17 protein-coding genes and 1 pseudogene are annotated in these 15394 nt (G+C 73.6%); 14 read left to right on the forward strand and 4 right to left on the reverse strand.

Going from position 1 to position 15394, the window contains the following annotated elements; all coding sequences use genetic code 11:
• Positions 1–163: 163 nt before the first annotated feature.
• A pseudogene (locus RI138_RS20340) lies at positions 164–1411 on the forward strand (RNA polymerase sigma factor); the annotation flags it as partial.
• 74 nt (positions 1412–1485) lie between these two features.
• Here RI138_RS20340 and RI138_RS20345 read toward each other — a convergent pair.
• Positions 1486–1938 carry a DUF5707 domain-containing protein gene (locus RI138_RS20345; protein ID WP_311121067.1) on the reverse strand — a complete coding sequence of 151 codons (453 nt, stop codon included), beginning with the start codon at positions 1936–1938 and terminating at the stop codon, positions 1486–1488.
• Positions 1939–2198: 260 nt separating this feature from the next.
• Here RI138_RS20345 and RI138_RS20350 point away from each other — a divergent pair, with 260 nt between their 5' ends.
• The gene (locus RI138_RS20350; protein ID WP_311121068.1) at positions 2199–3566 is read left to right on the forward strand and encodes a M14 family metallopeptidase; all 1368 of its coding nucleotides are present in this window, start codon (positions 2199–2201) and stop codon (positions 3564–3566) included.
• A 57-nt stretch (positions 3567–3623) separates the two neighbouring features.
• On the opposite strand, the gene RI138_RS20355 is transcribed toward RI138_RS20350, so the two are convergent.
• Entirely contained in the window at positions 3624–4034 is a 411-nt protein-coding gene (locus RI138_RS20355) for a PIN domain-containing protein (RefSeq protein WP_311121069.1), read from the reverse strand.
• On the reverse strand, positions 4031–4252 hold the full coding sequence (locus RI138_RS20360) for a type II toxin-antitoxin system VapB family antitoxin (protein ID WP_311121070.1): 222 nt from the start codon (positions 4250–4252) through the stop codon (positions 4031–4033). Before RI138_RS20360 ends, RI138_RS20355 begins: the two co-directional genes overlap by 4 nt.
• 98 nt (positions 4253–4350) lie before the next feature.
• Here RI138_RS20360 and glmS point away from each other — a divergent pair, with 98 nt between their 5' ends.
• The 8 genes from glmS (at position 4351) to RI138_RS20400 (ending at position 12050) form a co-directional block, all read left to right on the forward strand.
• The gene (gene glmS / locus RI138_RS20365; RefSeq protein ID WP_311121071.1) at positions 4351–6198 is read left to right on the forward strand and encodes a glutamine--fructose-6-phosphate transaminase (isomerizing); all 1848 of its coding nucleotides are present in this window, start codon (positions 4351–4353) and stop codon (positions 6196–6198) included.
• Positions 6199–6258: 60 nt separating this feature from the next.
• On the forward strand, positions 6259–6627 hold the full coding sequence (locus RI138_RS20370; protein ID WP_096630580.1) for a holo-ACP synthase: 369 nt from the start codon (positions 6259–6261) through the stop codon (positions 6625–6627).
• 177 nt (positions 6628–6804) lie between these two features.
• Complete coding sequence (locus RI138_RS20375) at positions 6805–8253, forward strand: NAD(P)H-hydrate dehydratase (protein ID WP_311121072.1); 1449 nt, start codon at positions 6805–6807, stop codon at positions 8251–8253.
• A gap of 44 nt (positions 8254–8297) precedes the next feature.
• Positions 8298–8684: a DUF488 domain-containing protein gene (locus RI138_RS20380; protein WP_311121073.1), complete on the forward strand. Its 387-nt coding sequence runs from the start codon at positions 8298–8300 to the stop codon at positions 8682–8684.
• Positions 8685–8744: 60 nt separating this feature from the next.
• The gene (gene alr / locus RI138_RS20385) at positions 8745–9923 is read left to right on the forward strand and encodes an alanine racemase (RefSeq protein ID WP_311121074.1); all 1179 of its coding nucleotides are present in this window, start codon (positions 8745–8747) and stop codon (positions 9921–9923) included.
• Positions 9920–11158 (forward strand): alpha/beta fold hydrolase, encoded by a 1239-nt coding sequence (locus RI138_RS20390; RefSeq protein ID WP_311121075.1) that lies wholly within the window; start codon positions 9920–9922, stop codon positions 11156–11158. The genes alr and RI138_RS20390 overlap by 4 nt, the downstream gene beginning before the upstream one ends.
• The gene (gene tsaE, locus RI138_RS20395; protein WP_311121076.1) at positions 11127–11687 is read left to right on the forward strand and encodes a tRNA (adenosine(37)-N6)-threonylcarbamoyltransferase complex ATPase subunit type 1 TsaE; all 561 of its coding nucleotides are present in this window, start codon (positions 11127–11129) and stop codon (positions 11685–11687) included. Before RI138_RS20390 ends, tsaE begins: the two co-directional genes overlap by 32 nt.
• Before the next feature lie 153 nt (positions 11688–11840).
• Positions 11841–12050: a hypothetical protein gene (locus tag RI138_RS20400; protein WP_311121077.1), complete on the forward strand. Its 210-nt coding sequence runs from the start codon at positions 11841–11843 to the stop codon at positions 12048–12050.
• Between the two features lie 38 nt (positions 12051–12088).
• Here RI138_RS20400 and RI138_RS20405 read toward each other — a convergent pair whose 3' ends face one another.
• On the reverse strand, positions 12089–12631 hold the full coding sequence (locus tag RI138_RS20405; protein ID WP_311121078.1) for a hypothetical protein: 543 nt from the start codon (positions 12629–12631) through the stop codon (positions 12089–12091).
• 192 nt (positions 12632–12823) lie between these two features.
• On the opposite strand from RI138_RS20405, the gene tsaB reads away from it, so the two are divergent.
• Genes tsaB through RI138_RS20425 form a run of 4 tightly spaced genes read left to right on the forward strand, consistent with a single transcriptional unit; the run spans position 12824 to position 15373 of the window.
• Complete coding sequence (tsaB, locus tag RI138_RS20410; protein ID WP_096630607.1) at positions 12824–13471, forward strand: tRNA (adenosine(37)-N6)-threonylcarbamoyltransferase complex dimerization subunit type 1 TsaB; 648 nt, start codon at positions 12824–12826, stop codon at positions 13469–13471.
• Between the two features lie 41 nt (positions 13472–13512).
• The gene (rimI, locus tag RI138_RS20415; RefSeq protein WP_311122951.1) at positions 13513–13983 is read left to right on the forward strand and encodes a ribosomal protein S18-alanine N-acetyltransferase; all 471 of its coding nucleotides are present in this window, start codon (positions 13513–13515) and stop codon (positions 13981–13983) included.
• On the forward strand, positions 13983–15107 hold the full coding sequence (tsaD, locus tag RI138_RS20420; RefSeq protein WP_311121079.1) for a tRNA (adenosine(37)-N6)-threonylcarbamoyltransferase complex transferase subunit TsaD: 1125 nt from the start codon (positions 13983–13985) through the stop codon (positions 15105–15107). The genes rimI and tsaD overlap by 1 nt, the downstream gene beginning before the upstream one ends.
• The gene (locus tag RI138_RS20425; protein ID WP_311121080.1) at positions 15104–15373 is read left to right on the forward strand and encodes a hypothetical protein; all 270 of its coding nucleotides are present in this window, start codon (positions 15104–15106) and stop codon (positions 15371–15373) included. Before tsaD ends, RI138_RS20425 begins: the two co-directional genes overlap by 4 nt.
• The last annotated feature ends 21 nt before the right edge of the window (positions 15374–15394 follow it).

A 15394-nucleotide genomic window follows, 5' to 3' on the forward strand; every position in this document is an offset into this window, starting at 1 on the left:
GGACGCGTTCCCGGGGGAGGGCCGGACGGCTGGGGATGCCCGGGATACCCAAGGTGCTCGGGATACCCAGGATTCCCGGGGTTCCCGGGGTTCCCGGGGTTCCCGGGGTTCCCGGGGTTCCCGGGGTTCCCGGGGTTCCCGGGAGGAGGCTGAGGCCGTTGAGGCCAGGGTTGCCGTCGAGGCGGTCTTCCGGGAGGAGCGTGGGCTGTTGCTCGCCTCCCTCGTGCGCCGGTTCGGGGATCTTGATCTGGCCGAGGAGGTGACGTCCGAGGCGATCGAGGCGGCCCTCCTCCACTGGCCCGCCGAGGGCGTCCCCGCCCGCCCCGGGGCCTGGCTGCTGACGACCGCGCGGCGCAGGGCCGTGGACCGGTTGCGGCGCGACCGGGCGTACGCCGCCCGGCTCGCTGTCCTCCAGGCCGACGCGGACCGGGCGGAGGCCGTCGCAGCCCCGACCGGTCTCGGTGAACTGCCGGACGAACGGCTCCAGTTGTTCTTCACCTGCGCCCACCCCGCCCTCGCCGCCGAGGACCGTACCGCCCTCACCCTGCGCTGCCTGGCCGGGCTCACCACCCCCGAGGTGGCACGGGCCTTCCTCGTGCCGACCGCGACCATGGCCCAGCGGATCGTGCGGGCGAAGAAGAAGATCCGCGAGGCCCGGATTCCGTTCCGGGTGCCGGGCCCCGACGAACTTCCGGACCGGCTGCCCGGGGTGCTCCAGGTCGTCTACTCGGTCTTCACGGAGGGGTACGCGGCCAGCGCCGGCCCCCGGCTCCAGCGGCTGGACCTGGCCGAGGAGGCGATCCGGCTGGCCCGGATACTGCGCCGCCTGCTCCCCGCCGAACGGGAGAGCGCCGGACTCCTGGCGCTGCTGCTCCTCGTCCATGCCCGGCGCGGGGCGCGGACCGGCCCGGAGGGGGAGCCGGTGCTCCTGGAGGACCAGGACCGGGGGCTCTGGGACCGGGCGATGATCGAGGAGGGGCGAGGTCTGGTGGTGCAGGCGCTGACCGGGGGGCCGGCCGGGCCGTACGGGGTGCAGGCCGCGATCGCCGCCCTGCACGACGAGGCGGCGGACGTGGAGTCCACGGACTGGGCGCAGATCGTGGCCCTGTACGACGTCCTGCTCACCCTCACCCCGTCTCCCGTGGTGGCGGTGAACCGCGCCGTCGCGGTGGCGATGCGCGACGGGCCGGGGGCCGGTTTCGCTCTGCTGGACGCGCTGGCGGGGGAGCCCCGGTTGCGGGCGTACCCGCCGTATGTGGTGGCGCGGGGTGATCTGCTGAGCCGCCTGGGGCGGGGTGGAGAGGCGGCTGTGGCGTACCGGGAGGCGCTGGAGCTGGCGGGCACCGAGCCCGAGCGGGCGGCGCTGAGGCGGAAGCTGGGGGAGGGGCGGGGCGGGCCTGCGCCTGCCTGAACGGGTAGGCCCGCGCCCGCCTTGGTCGGCGGGCCCGCGCTCGTCGCCGTAACCCCAACCGCGTACCGCGCGGCTCAGCCCTCGACCGTGAAGTCCGCCGCCTTCGGGGCGAACGCCCTGCCGCCGTCCTTGGCGGAGGCCAGGACCGCCACGTTCCAGGCGCCCTTCGGGGACTCGGCAGCGTCGGCGGCGGTGACCTTCACGGTGTACGTGCAGCGTGCGGTCTCGGCGCCGGCCGGTTCGCAGGCGGCCGGCTCCGCGTGGGCCATCTCCTCGGCGTTCGGGGCGGGCGCCATGCTCGTGGGCCAGGCCAGCACCTTCAGGCCCCGGACGCCGGAGTCGTCGGCCACCTCGGCGGTGAAGGTGAGCGAGCCGTCCTGGCCCGCGCCGGGCGCGACGTACGCGACGGAGGCATGCGTCACCTCGGGGCCGGTGCTCCTCGCCTCGCCGGCGAAGGCGTAGGCGCCCGCCCCCGCGAGCAGGGCGACACCGGCGAGGGCGGAGATGGTGACGGCACGCTTCGGCATGGGGCTCCTTCGATGGTGGTCCGGTCGGCGCCGTGGTCGGTGGCGCTGAACCCATGGTGGTGCGGCAGGGGCCCCGGGGGCGTGAGTGCACGTACTCATTCGTCGTACTCAGCGGCTCGTACGACCGTATGACGGTGTGTCCGGTGAGGTCGGAGAAATCATGGCCGGAATGCGAGACTTGACCCGTCCATGACATGACCTTCATCCTGTGCCCGTCGCACAGCTCCACCCCCCACCCGACGGACTCAGGAGACTGCCGCATGCGACTTGTCACCGCACGGGCATCCCGGCCGAGAACCCGGCCGACGAAAACCCGGCGCAACGCCGCCCTCGCCGTCCTGCTCGCCCTCGCCCTCGCCGCCCCGGCGACCGCTGTCGCCACCGCCGAGACCCCCGCACCGAACGCCGCCGTCGCCGCCGACGAGCGGACGCTCCAGTACGAGATCACCGGGCGCATCACCCCCGCCGCCCGTACCGGGATCGCCCGCGTGGGCGTCTCCATCGACGAGGTGCACGACCACGGCATCGTCATCACCGCGGACACCACCCAGGCCGGGAAGCTCCGGGCGCTCGGTCACGTACTGGAGGCCCTGCCCGCCCCGGGCGCCGAGTCGCACGCGGCGGACGGCGTCGGGGTCCGGGACTTCCCGCCCGCCGACTCCCGCTACCACAACTACGCCGAGATGACCGCGGCGATCGACGCGCGCATCGCCGCCAACCCCTCGATCATGAGCAAGCGCGTCATCGGGAAGACCTACCAGGGCCGGGACATCGTCGCGATCAAGATCAGCGACAACGTCGGCACCGACGAGGCCGAGCCCGAGGTGCTGTTCACCGCCCACCAGCACGCCCGCGAGCACCTGACCGTCGAGATGGCGCTCTACCTGCTCCGCGAGTTCGCCGAGGGCTACGGCTCCGACTCCCGGATCACCCGGGCCGTCGACGGGCGCGAGCTGTGGATCATCCCGGACATGAACCCGGACGGCGGCGAGTACGACATCGCCACCGGCTCGTACCGCAGCTGGCGCAAGAACCGGCAGCCCAACTCCGGCTCCAGCGCGGTCGGCACCGACCTCAACCGCAACTGGGCCTACAAGTGGGGCTGCTGCGGCGGGTCCTCCTCCAGCCCCTCCTCGGCGACGTACCGGGGTACGGGCCCCGAGTCCGCGCCGGAGACGAGGGTCGTGTCGGACTTCGTACGCAGTCGCGTGGTCGGCGGCAAGCAGCAGATCACGGCGGCCATCGACTTCCACACGTACAGCGAGCTGGTGCTCTGGCCGTACGGCTACACCTACGCCGACACGGCGCCCGGCATGACCGCCGACGACCGCAACGCGTTCGCCGCGGTGGGCCGCAAGATGGCGGCGAGCAACGGGTACACCGCCGAGCAGTCCAGCGACCTCTACATCACCGACGGTTCGATCGACGACTGGCTGTGGGGCTCGCAGAGGATCTTCGGCTACACCTTCGAGATGTACCCGCGCTCGTCGTGGAGCGGCGGCTTCTATCCGCCCGACGAGGTCATCGAGCGCGAGACCTCCCGCAACCGGGACGCGGTGCTGCAACTGATCGAGAACGCCGACTGCATGTACCGGTCGATCGGCAAGGAGGCGCAGTACTGCACGTGACGGGCCGAAGCCGACCCTGCTCCGGTGCGGGCCCCGGCACGGGCCCGCACCGGAGTCTCAGGCCACGTCGTGAACGCTGTGCTCGCCGAGGTCCGGGGCGTGCCGGGCGACCGTGCGGTAGTCGAGGTCGTCATGGAGGACCGTCAGGCCGTGATGGGCCGCCGTGGCCGCGATGACGAGGTCCACGGCGGAGGCGCTGCGGTGCTGCCCGGCGCGTGCCATGCGGTGCTGGACCGAGGCGATCCAGCGCCCTGCGCTCTTCGGCACCGCGACGTCCGGGTAGAGGTCGGTGAACATCTCCACGATCTCGTCGTACTCGCGTGCGTTCCGGGCGCCGTACAGGAACTCCGCCCGCTGCGGGTAGCAGGAGGCGACCGTTCCGGCCTCGATCGCATCGGACCACACCGACTGCAGAGCGGTGTCGGAGAGCAGCCGCACGAGGCCCGACGTGTCGAGCAGGTAGATCACTGACCGCCCTTCTCCGCCCGGTGCCGCCGCTCGGCGTCCTCGACCGCGCCCCAGTCGCGTGCGCGCTCGAAGTGGCGGCTGATCCGTGCCGCACGCTCCTGCTGTTCCGCGTAGAAGCGCAGGGCGATGTTGACGGTCTCCTTCTTCGTCCGCGCCTTGGACAGGGTCATCGCCCGCTCCAGCGCTTCATCGTCTATGTCGATCTGCGTCACCGACATGTCCGGCCTCCCGCTGTGTGGCGATGTTGGTGATGTACAAAGAACTATATGGCACCAACATCTCTCCCGCGAGCCGCTTCCGGCCTTATGGTGCCGCTATGTGCGGAATCGTGGGATATGTCGGTGGGCAGTCGGCGCAGGACGTCGTCGTCGCGGGACTCAAGCGCCTCGAATACCGGGGCTACGACTCGGCGGGTGTCGCCGTTCTCGCGGACGGCGGGCTCGCCGCCGCGAAGAAGGCGGGCAAGCTCGTCAATCTGGAGAAGGAGCTGGGGGACCGGCCGCTGCCGGCCGGGCGGACCGGGATCGGGCACACGCGGTGGGCGACGCACGGGGCGCCCAACGACGCCAACGCCCACCCCCACCTGGACAACGCGGGGCGCGTCGCCGTCGTCCACAACGGGATCATCGAGAACTTCGCGGCCCTGCGGCGCGAGCTGACCGGGCGCGGGCACGCCCTGGAGTCGGACACGGACACCGAGGTCGTCGCGCACCTGCTGGCCGAGGCGTACTCGGCGGGCCCGGACCTCGCGGACGCGATGCGGCAGGTGTGCCGGCGGCTGGAAGGGGCGTTCACCCTCGTCGCCGTGCACGCGGACCAGCCGGACGTGGTGGTCGGCGCCCGGCGCAACTCACCGCTCGTCGTGGGCGTCGGGCAGGACGAGTGGTTCCTCGCCTCCGACGTCGCCGCGTTCATCGCCCACACCCGTACCGCCATCGAGCTGGGCCAGGACCAGGTCGTCGAGCTGAGCCGCGAGGGCGTCACCGTCACCGGGTTCGACGGGGACCTCGCCGAGGTGCGCGAGTACCACGTCGACTGGGACGCCTCCGCCGCCGAGAAGGGCGGGTACGCCTCCTTCATGCTCAAGGAGATCGCCGACCAGCCCCAGGCCGTCGCCGACACCCTCCTCGGCCGGATCGACGGCGAGGGCTCGCTCCACCTCGACGAGGTACGCATCCCGGACGCCGAACTCCGCGAGATCGACAAGGTCGTCATCGTCGCCTGCGGGACCGCCTTCCACGCCGGAATGATCGCCAAGTACGCCATCGAGCACTGGACCCGGCTGCCCTGCGAGACCGAGCTGGCCAGCGAGTTCCGCTACCGCGACCCGATCCTCGACCAGCGCACCCTCGTCGTCGCCATCTCCCAGTCCGGCGAGACCATGGACACCCTGATGGCGCTGCGCCACGCCCGCGAACAGGGCGCCAAGGTGCTCGCCATCTGCAATACGAACGGCTCGACCATTCCCCGGGAATCCGACGCCGTCCTCTACACCCACGCCGGGCCCGAGGTCGCCGTCGCCTCCACCAAGGCCTTCCTCACCCAGCTCGTCGCCTGCTACCTCGTCGCCCTCTACCTGGGCCAGCTCCACGGCACCAAGTGGGCCGACGAGATCCGGACCGTCGTACGCCAGCTCGCCGCGATCTCCGCCGAGGTCGGACGCGTCCTGACGACCATGGAGCCCGTCCGCGAGCTGGCCCGCTCCCTCGCCCACCACGACACCGTCCTCTTCCTCGGGCGCCACGTCGGCTACCCGGTCGCCCTCGAAGGCGCGCTCAAGCTCAAGGAACTCGCCTACATGCACGCCGAAGGCTTCGCGGCCGGGGAGCTCAAGCACGGGCCGATCGCGCTCATCGAGGAAGGCCTTCCGGTCGTCGTCATCGTGCCGTCGCCACGCGGGCGTTCGGTGCTCCACGACAAGATCGTCTCCAACATCCAGGAGATCCGGGCCCGGGGCGCGCTCACCGTCGTCGTCGCCGAGGAGGGCGACCGGGCCGTCGTCCCGTACGCCGACCACCTCATCACCGTCCCCGCAACGCCTACGCTGCTTCAGCCGCTGGTCGCCACCGTGCCGCTCCAGGTCTTCGCCTGCGAGCTGGCGACGGCCCGCGGCAACGAAGTGGACCAGCCGCGCAATCTGGCGAAGTCCGTGACCGTGGAGTGAGTGGAGCGACCCGGGGTGTCCCCGGGTCGCGAGAACGACAGGGATGGCGAGGGTGGGGTCGTGATCATTGGGGTCGGCATCGACGTGGCCGAGATCGAGCGCTTCGGCGCGGCGCTGGAGCGTACGCCCCAGCTGGCGGACCGGCTCTTCGTCGAGGGCGAGCTGACACTGCCCAGCGGCGAGCGGCGCGGAATCGCCTCGCTCGCCGCCCGGTTCGCCGCGAAGGAGGCCCTGGCCAAGGCGCTCGGCGCGCCCGGCGGGCTGCTCTGGAGCGACGCGGAGGTCTGGGTCGAGGAGAGCGGGCAGCCCCGGCTGCGGGTGAGCGGCACGGTCGCCGCCCGCGCCGCCGAACTGGGCGTGCGCGGCTGGCACGTCTCGCTCAGCCATGACGCGGGAGTCGCATCAGCGGTGGTGATCGCGGAAGGGTGAGCCGGGGCGGGTATCCGCCGTCGTGACCGCGGAAGGGGGCGCCCATGCCGCGCCGCCGTGATCGCGGCGGGGTGAGCACGCGGCTCCACGCGTGCGGTGCCCGCTGTCCCGGTCGTCCCGGGCCGCCACGCCCCGCGGGGCTGGCGTCCGCCGTCGTGATCGCCCAGGGTTGGACCCATGCGACGTGCCTACAGCGTGGAGACCGTACGGGCCGCCGAGGCCGCCCTCATGCAGCGACTGCCCGAGGGTGCCCTGATGCAGCGCGCCGCCGCCGGACTCGCCGTGGCCTGCGGCGATCTGCTGCGCCGCGGCGGCCGGGTGTACGGGGCCCGGGTCCTGCTCCTCGTCGGCAGCGGGGACAACGGCGGCGACGCCCTGTACGCGGGCGCCCGGCTCGCCCGTCGGGGGGCGGGTGTCCGGGCCCTGCTGCTCGCCCCCGACCGGGCCCACCCGGGTGGCCTCGCCGCGTTCCTCGCCGCCGGGGGGCAGGTCGTCGACGGGCCGGACGGGCTGGGCGTGCTCGACCTCATCGTGGACGGCATCACCGGCATCGGCGGGCGCGGCGGACTGCGCGCGGACGCCACCGAGCTGCTGGACGCGGTGACCCGGGACCGTACCCCGGTCATCGCCGTCGACCTGCCGAGCGGGGTGGAGGCGGACACCGGCGAGGTCCACGGCGATGCCGTGCGGGCGGACGCGACGGTCACCTTCGGCACGTACAAGCCGGGCCTCCTCATCGACCCGGCCGCCGAACACGCGGGCGCCCTGCGGCTGGTGGACATCGGGCTCGGCCCGGACCTGCCCGAGCCGCCGGACCTGGAGGCGCTCCAGTACGCGGACGTCGCGGCCCTGCTGCCGGTGCCGGGCGGCGAGAGCGACAAGTACCGGCGCGGGGTCGTCGGCGTCGTCGCCGGGTCCGAGCGCTACCCGGGCGCCGCCGTCCTCGCGGTCGCGGGCGCGCTGCGCGGCGGGGCCGGGGCCGTGCGGTACGTCGGACCGGGCGCGGACGCGGTGATCGGCCGCTACCCCGAGGCGCTGGTGCACGCGGGGCCGCCGTCGAAGGCCGGGCGGGTGCAGGCCTGGGTGGTCGGGCCGGGGCTCGGGGACGGGCGGGAGGCGGAGGCGGCCGTTGCCGACGTGCTGGCCGCCGACGTCCCGGTGCTGGTCGACGCGGACGGGCTGCGGCTGCTGGACGCCGAGACCGTGCGGACCCGGACCGCCCCGACCGTACTGACCCCGCACGCGGGGGAGGCCGCCGCCCTGCTCTCCACGGCTCGGGAGGACGTCGAGGCCGGGCGGCTCGCCGCCGTCCGCGAACTGGCCGCCCGCTACCGCGCCACCGTGCTCCTCAAGGGCTCCACGACCCTGGTCGCGGAGGCCCGGGACACCCCCGTACGGGTCAACCCGACCGGCACGGCCTGGCTCGCCACGGCGGGCAGCGGCGATGTGCTCTCCGGGCTGACGGGGTCCCTCCTCGCGGCCGGGCTCGCCCCGCGCGACGCCGCGTCCGTGGGCGCGTATCTCCACGGACTCGCCGCCCGGCACGGCTCCGACGGGGCCCCGCTCTCCGCGCAGGACGTCGCCGACGGCATCCCGGCCGCCTGGCGCGACGTGCGGGCGGGCTGAGGCGGGGCGAGGGTGGGAGGCCCGGCAGGAGGGTGGTCCGGACAGTGAGCGGCAGCGCATCGGTACGTGTACGCAGGGTCTACGACCCGCCCGAGGACGGCGACGGCACCCGGGTCCTCGTCGACCGGCTCTGGCCCCGGGGCGTTGCCAAGGAGCGGGCCGCGATCGACGTATGGCTGAAGGACGTCATGCCCTCGGACGAACTGCGCTCCTGGTACCACCAGGACCGCTCCGGCGCGCGTTACGACACCTTCGTCGAGCGCTACCGCACCGAGCTGGACGACCCGGCGCACACGGAGGCCGTCGAGCGGCTCGTCGGGCTGGTGCGCGGGGGCGGGCACGTCACGCTGGTCACCGCCGTCAAGGACGTGGCCGGCAGCCACGTCCCGGTCCTGGTCGACCACCTCCGGCATGTGATGAAACGTACATAGGCCTGGATACCGGCGTGCGCTGCCCGGGTGGCGGCAGGCGCCTCTGAGACACTGGGCGCGATGAACGAGACTGCGTCCCTGAGAGCCCGTGCCGAGATCGACCTCGCCGCGCTGCGCGCCAACGTGCGCGTTCTGCGTGGGCGGGCGGCCGGTGCGCAGCTCATGGCCGTGGTGAAGTCCGACGGGTACGGGCACGGGGCCGTGCCGTGCGCGCGGGCCGCCCGCGAGGCCGGGGCGGCCTGGCTCGGCACCGCGACCCCGCACGAGGCCCTCGCCCTGCGGGCGGCCGGACTCGACGGCCGGATCATGTGCTGGCTGTGGACGCCCGGCGGCCCCTGGCGCGAGGCGATCGAGGCCGACATCGACGTGTCGGTCAGCGGTATGTGGGCCCTGCGCGAGGTCATCGCCGCCGCCGCGGCCGCCGGGCGCCCGGCCAGGATCCAGCTCAAGGCCGACACCGGCCTCGGCCGCAGCGGCTGCCAGCCCGCCGACTGGCCCGAACTCGTCGCCGGGGCCCGTGACGCCGAGCGGACCGGACGCGTCAAGGTCACCGGCCTGTGGTCGCACTTCGCCTGCGCCGACGAGCCTGGCCACCCCTCGATCGCCGCGCAGCTCGGCGTGTTCCGGGACCTGGTCGCGTACGCCGAGAAGGAGGGCGTGGACCCCGAGGTGCGGCACCTGGCCAACTCCCCGGCCACGCTGACGATCCCCGAGGCGCACTTCGACCTCGTACGGACCGGGATCGCGATGTACGGCATCTCGCCGAGCCCCGAGCTGGGCACGCCCGCCGACTTCGGGCTGCGCCCGGTGATGACGCTCGCGGCCTCCCTCGCCCTGGTCAAGGACGCCCCGGCCGGACACGGCGTCAGCTACGGCCACCACTACGTGACCCCCGCCGAGACGACCCTCGGCCTGATCCCCGTCGGCTACGCGGACGGCATCCCGCGCCACGCGTCGGGCCGGGGCCCCGTCCTGGTCGGCGGGCGGACGCGTACGGCGGCGGGCCGCATCGCCATGGACCAGTTCGTCGTCGACCTCGGCGGCGACCGGCCCGAACCGGGCGCTGAGGCGGTGCTGTTCGGCCCGGGCGACCGGGGCGAGCCGAGCGTCGAGGACTGGGCGGTGGCCGCCGACACCATCGGGTACGAGATCGTCACCCGGATCGGGACCCGGGTGCCGAGGGTGTACGTGAACGGGACGGATGACCCGAACGAGGCGACCGGGGGCGTACCGCAGTGAGCGACAGCAGCGCGCGGGACGTGGTGGCGACCGCCGCCACGGCGGCCGGAGGGTGGCGCCGGGCGGGGATCGCCGGGGCCGCGATAGGAGTGCTCGCCGCGGGTGCGGCGGCCGGGGTCGCGGTCGAGCGGCTCACCGTGGGGCGCGGCATGCGCAAGAAGGCCCGCCTCGCGCTGGACGCGACGGGCCCCTACGGCTCGCTGCGCGGCACCCCGGGCCGGGCCGTCGCCGAGGACGGCACGGAGCTGTACTACGAGGTCGACGAGGTGGAGGCGGGTCCGGGGGGTTCGGCGGGCGACGAGGCGCCCGGCACCCGGCGGCGCCGCCTCTTCGGCCGCAAGGCCCCCACCCCCGTCACCGTCGTCTTCAGCCACGGCTACTGCCTCGGCCAGGACTCCTGGCACTTCCAGCGGGCCGCCCTGCGCGGCCTCGTACGCGCCGTCTACTGGGACCAGCGCAGCCACGGCCGCTCCGAGCGCGGCCGGGACCAGGCGAACGGGGTGCCGGGCGGCATCGACCAGCTGGGCCGCGACCTGAAGGCGGTCATCGACACGGCGGCCCCCGAGGGTCCGCTCGTCCTGGTCGGGCACTCGATGGGCGGCATGACGATGATGGCGCTGGCCGACCAGTACCCGGCCCTGATCCGGGACCGGGTCGCCGCCGTCGCGCTGATCGGCACCTCCAGCGGCAGGCTCACCGAGGTGAGCTTCGGGCTGCCGGTGGCGGGCGTGAACGCGGCGCGGCGGGTGCTGCCCGGGGTGCTGAAGGCGCTCGGTTCGCAGGCGGAGCTGGTGGAGAAGGGGCGGCGGGCCACGGCGGACCTGTTCGCCGGGATCGTCAAGCGGTACTCGTTCGGTTCGCGGGACGTGGACCCGGCGGTCGCCCGGTTCGCGGAGCGGCTGATCGAGTCGACCCCGATCGACGTGGTCGCCGAGTTCTACCCGGCCTTCACCGAGCACGACAAGAGCGCGGCGCTGCCCGCGTTCCGGGACGTGCCCGTCCTGATCCTGGCCGGGGAGAAGGAGCTGGTCACCCCCAGCTCGCACAGCGAGGCCATCGCGGACGTGCTGCCCGACGCCGAACTGGTCATCGTGCCGGACGCCGGGCACATGGTGATGCTGGAGCACCCGGAGACGGTCACCGACCGCCTGGCCGACCTGCTCGTACGCAGTGGCACCGTGGCTGCCGCTAACGTTGACGAGCATGGAAGCACCGCACAACAGCCCGGCCGCTGAGACCGTCACGGAAGCGACCGCCGACAGTCCCGTCGGGACCGTGCCCGCGGCCGTCACCGTGACGATCACCGTCACGTCCCCCGAGCAGATGCAGGACCTCGGCCGCCGCCTCGCCCGCGTGCTGGCCCCCGGAGACCTGGTCATGCTCACCGGGGAGCTGGGCGCCGGGAAGACCACTCTGACCCGGGGCCTCGGCGAGGGCCTCGGTGTGCGCGGCGCGGTCACCTCGCCCACCTTCGTGATCGCCCGTGTGCACCCCCCGCTCGGCGCCGGTCCAGCCCTCGTCCACGTCGACGCGTACCGCCTGGGCGGCGGGCTCGACGAGATGGAGGACCTGGACCTCGATGTGTCGCTGCCGGAGTCGGTGGTGGTCGTGGAGTGGGGTGACGGCAAGGTCGAGGAGCTGTCGGACGACCGGCTCCGGGTACTCATCGACCGCGCCACCGGCGACACGGACGACGAGCGGCGCGAGGTGACGCTGGTCGGCATCGGCCCGCGCTGGGCGGGGCTGCGGGAGGACGTCGCGTAACGCGAGGGGGCCCTTGGGCGACGCCGGGGTGGACCTTTCCGACAGGGCGTCGGTAAATTGTTGCGTCAGGGACCGTGGTCGTGGTCACATGGGTACGAGACCTGGTTAGGTATACCTAACCACGACCTCCACCGGAGCCCCCAGGAGGCATCCATGCCGACGCCCGAGCGCGCGGAACGGCAGCCCAGGCAGCAGCCGACGGCGCCCGTCCCCTCCGCCCTGTCGATGAAGGACCTGCTGGCCTCGTGCGCGGCGGCCACGGCGGTCTCCACCCCGCCGAGCGAGCCGGAAGCGGCGGAGGACGACGTGGCCGTGAACGGGGAGCACGCGCCGGACCGCGCCGTACGACGGCACGCCGCGTAGACACGTCCCGCGCGGGCCCTACGGGATTCAGACAGGTCCTACGGGATGACGACGACCTTCGCGCCGACCGTCGCGAACGTCCACATCGCGTTGCCGTCCGCGCGCTTCATCCGCACGCCACCGGTCTTCGACGTCGGGTCCGGGGAGGCCATCGAGCCGTCCTGCGCCGCGCTGAAGCCGACCGTCACCTCGTCGACGCTCGCGAAGCGGACCACGTGCTCGATCGGCACGCCGTCCGAGCCCTGGACCGTGCCCGAGCGCGAGGTGACGTGGTAGACGCCGGGCGGCGGGCTGACCGGGCTCGGCATGACGGTGAAGGCGCGGGTCGCCTTGTTGTCCTCGCCGACGAGCCACACCCGGCGGTCCTCCAGCGCGTAGACGACACGCTCACCGGTGCCGGACGCGGCCGGGACGGCCAGCGGATCGACCGGGGCCTTCGGCTTGGCGGAGGCCTGGGCGGACGCCGATGCGGAGGTCTTCGGGCTCGGCGTCGTGGAGGCCACCGAGTCGGGGGCGTTCGCCGAGGCCTGGTAAGCGAGGAAGGCGACCGCGGCGACCGCCGCCGCAGTGAGCCCGGCCACGATTCCCGAGCTGCTCCTTGCCACCGTGAACTCCCCTTTCGGCGGCCGTCCGCCGCATGTCGTACAAGCGTTTACGTCGTACCCGCGGATACCCGGTGACGGTAGCAGCCGGGAGGGCGCCGTCCGGGACGCCGTACGGACGCCGTAACGCCGTCGGCGGAGCCGTAGGCTGTTTGCGTGCTCTTGCTCGCCATGGATACCGCCACGCCCGCCGTCACCGTCGCCCTCCACGACGGTACGTCCGTCCTCGCCGCCTCCGGGCAGGTCGACGCCCGCCGGCACGGGGAGCTGCTGCTGCCCGCCGTCGACCGGGTCCTGGCCGAGGCCGGGACGAAACTCGACGCCGTGACGGACATCGTCGTCGGCATCGGCCCCGGCCCGTACACCGGGCTGCGGGTCGGCCTGGTCACCGCCGCGACCTTCGGCTCCGCCCTCTCCGTACCGGTCCACGGGCTGTGCACCCTGGACGGCCTCGCGTACGCCGCCGGTCTTGAGGGGCTGGAGGGGCCCTTCGCCGTGGCGACGGACGCGCGCCGCAAGGAGGTCTACTGGGCGCGGTACGAGGACGCCCGCACCCGTACGGGCGAACCTTCCGTCGACCGGCCCGCCGACATCGCCGCCGAGCTGGCGGGGCTGCCCGTGGTCGGGGCGGGTGCGGTGCTGTATCCGGACGCCTTCCCGGACGCCCGCGGCCCCGAGCACGTCGCCGCCGGGGCGCTCGCCGCGCTCGCCGCCGAACGGCTGGCCGCCGGGCAGAAGCTGCCGGAGCCCCAGCCGCTGTACCTGCGCAGGCCCGACGCCCAGGTGCCGAAGAACTACAAGGTGGTCACGCCGAAGTGAGCGCCGCGACCTCCAAGGCCACCGCCGCTGTGCTGCGCGAGATGCGCTGGTGGGACATCGCACCGGTGCTGGAGCTGGAGCACGCCCTGTTCCCGGACGACGCCTGGTCGCCCGGAATGTTCTGGTCCGAGCTGGCCCACGCGCGCGGCCCCGGCGCCACCCGCCGCTATGTCGTCGCCGAGGACCCGGCCACCGGCCGGATCGCCGGCTACGCAGGGCTCGCCGCCCTCGGCGACCTCGCCGACGTCCAGACGATCGCGGTCAGCCGCGAGGCGTGGGGCACCGGCCTCGGCTCGGAACTCCTCACCGACCTGCTGAAGCACGCCACGGCCTTCGAGTGCGCCACGGTGCTCCTGGAGGTCAGGGTCGACAACACCCGGGCGCAGAAGCTGTACGAGCGGTTCGGCTTCGAACCGATCGGCTTCCGCCGCGGCTACTACCAGCCGGGGAACGTGGACGCCCTGGTCATGCGCCTCACCATGCAAGACGTATCGGAAAACGGGACTGAATGATGGCTGCCGACGAACCCCTCGTACTCGGCATCGAGACCTCCTGCGACGAGACCGGTGTCGGCGTCGTCCGCGGGACGACCCTGCTCGCGGACGCCGTCGCCTCCAGCGTCGACACCCACGCCCGCTTCGGCGGCGTCGTCCCGGAGATCGCCTCCCGGGCCCACCTGGAGGCGATGGTCCCGACCATCGAGCGGGCCCTGAAACAAGCCGGGGTCAGCGCCCGAGACCTCGACGGGATCGCCGTCACCTCGGGCCCCGGGCTCGCGGGCGCGCTGCTCGTCGGCGTCTCGGCCGCGAAGGCGTACGCGTACGCGCTCGGCAAGCCGCTCTACGGGGTCAACCACCTCGCCTCGCACATCTGCGTCGACCAGCTGGAGCACGGCCCGCTGCCGGAGCCGACGATGGCGCTGCTGGTCAGCGGCGGCCACTCGTCGCTCCTGCTGGCCCCCGACATCACCAGCGACGTACGGCCCCTCGGCGCGACCATCGACGACGCGGCGGGCGAGGCGTTCGACAAGATCGCCCGTGTCCTGGACCTCGGCTTCCCCGGGGGGCCCGTCATCGACCGCCTGGCGAGGGAGGGCGACCCGAAGTCGATCGCCTTCCCGCGCGGCCTGACCGGCCCGCGCGACGCCCCCTACGACTTCTCCTTCTCCGGTCTGAAGACCTCCGTCGCCCGCTGGATCGAGGCGAAGCGCGCGGCGGGCGAGGAGGTGCCCGTACGGGACGTGGCGGCGTCCTTCCAGGAGGCCGTGGTGGACGTGCTGACCCGCAAGGCGGTCCGGGCCTGCAAGGACGAGGGCGTCGACCACCTGATGATCGGCGGCGGGGTGGCGGCCAACTCCCGCCTCCGAGCCCTGGCCGAGGAGCGCTGCGAGCGCGCGGGCATCCGGCTGCGGGTGCCGCGCCCGGGCCTGTGCACGGACAACGGCGCGATGGTCGCGGCGCTCGGCGCGGAGATGGTCGCCCGCAACCGGTGCCCCTCCGACCTGGAGCTGTCGGCGGACTCGTCGCTGCCGGTGACGGAGACGCACGTACCGGGGTCCGCACACGGCCCCGGGCACTCCCACTCCCATTCCCACGATCACGTGCACGAGATCAGCAAGGACAACCTCTACTCATGAGCGCCGCGACCGTCGTCCTGATGTGGGAGGCCCGCGCCGTGGAGGGCCGCGGCGGGGAACTCCTGGAGTGGGCGCGAGCCCGGGCCGCCGAGCTGTCCCGTGAACCGGCCCGCCGCGAACTGCTCCGCGCCCCGCAGGACCGGGTGCTGGTCATGACGTGGTGGGAGGAAGTGTCGTACGCCGACGACCTCCCCGAACTCCCCGAGCCCGACGTCGCCCTGATCACCCGGCCGGTGCACCGGTGGCGGTTCGAGGCGGTGGGCTGACCCTCCGCATGCGCGGGGTGA

The organism is Streptomyces durocortorensis, assembly GCF_031760065.1.
Lineage (GTDB): Bacteria > Actinomycetota > Actinomycetes > Streptomycetales > Streptomycetaceae > Streptomyces.

What these genes read in the sequence shown, in the direction of transcription:
- RI138_RS20350 (WP_311121068.1), top strand. Translation starts at nt 2,199, where the DNA reads ATGCGACTTGTCACCGCACGGGCATCCCGGCCGAGAACCCGGCCGACG.
- RI138_RS20345 (WP_311121067.1), bottom strand. Translation starts at nt 1,938, where the DNA reads ATGCCGAAGCGTGCCGTCACCATCTCCGCCCTCGCCGGTGTCGCCCTG.
- RI138_RS20375 (WP_311121072.1), top strand. Translation starts at nt 6,805, where the DNA reads ATGCGACGTGCCTACAGCGTGGAGACCGTACGGGCCGCCGAGGCCGCC.
- tsaE (WP_311121076.1), top strand. Translation starts at nt 11,127, where the DNA reads ATGGAAGCACCGCACAACAGCCCGGCCGCTGAGACCGTCACGGAAGCG.
- tsaB (WP_096630607.1), top strand. Translation starts at nt 12,824, where the DNA reads ATGGATACCGCCACGCCCGCCGTCACCGTCGCCCTCCACGACGGTACG.
- RI138_RS20360 (WP_311121070.1), bottom strand. Translation starts at nt 4,252, where the DNA reads ATGTCGGTGACGCAGATCGACATAGACGATGAAGCGCTGGAGCGGGCG.
- glmS (WP_311121071.1), top strand. Translation starts at nt 4,351, where the DNA reads ATGTGCGGAATCGTGGGATATGTCGGTGGGCAGTCGGCGCAGGACGTC.
- RI138_RS20425 (WP_311121080.1), top strand. Translation starts at nt 15,104, where the DNA reads ATGAGCGCCGCGACCGTCGTCCTGATGTGGGAGGCCCGCGCCGTGGAG.
- tsaD (WP_311121079.1), top strand. Translation starts at nt 13,983, where the DNA reads ATGGCTGCCGACGAACCCCTCGTACTCGGCATCGAGACCTCCTGCGAC.
- RI138_RS20400 (WP_311121077.1), top strand. Translation starts at nt 11,841, where the DNA reads ATGCCGACGCCCGAGCGCGCGGAACGGCAGCCCAGGCAGCAGCCGACG.
- rimI (WP_311122951.1), top strand. Translation starts at nt 13,513, where the DNA reads ATGCGCTGGTGGGACATCGCACCGGTGCTGGAGCTGGAGCACGCCCTG.
- alr (WP_311121074.1), top strand. Translation starts at nt 8,745, where the DNA reads ATGAACGAGACTGCGTCCCTGAGAGCCCGTGCCGAGATCGACCTCGCC.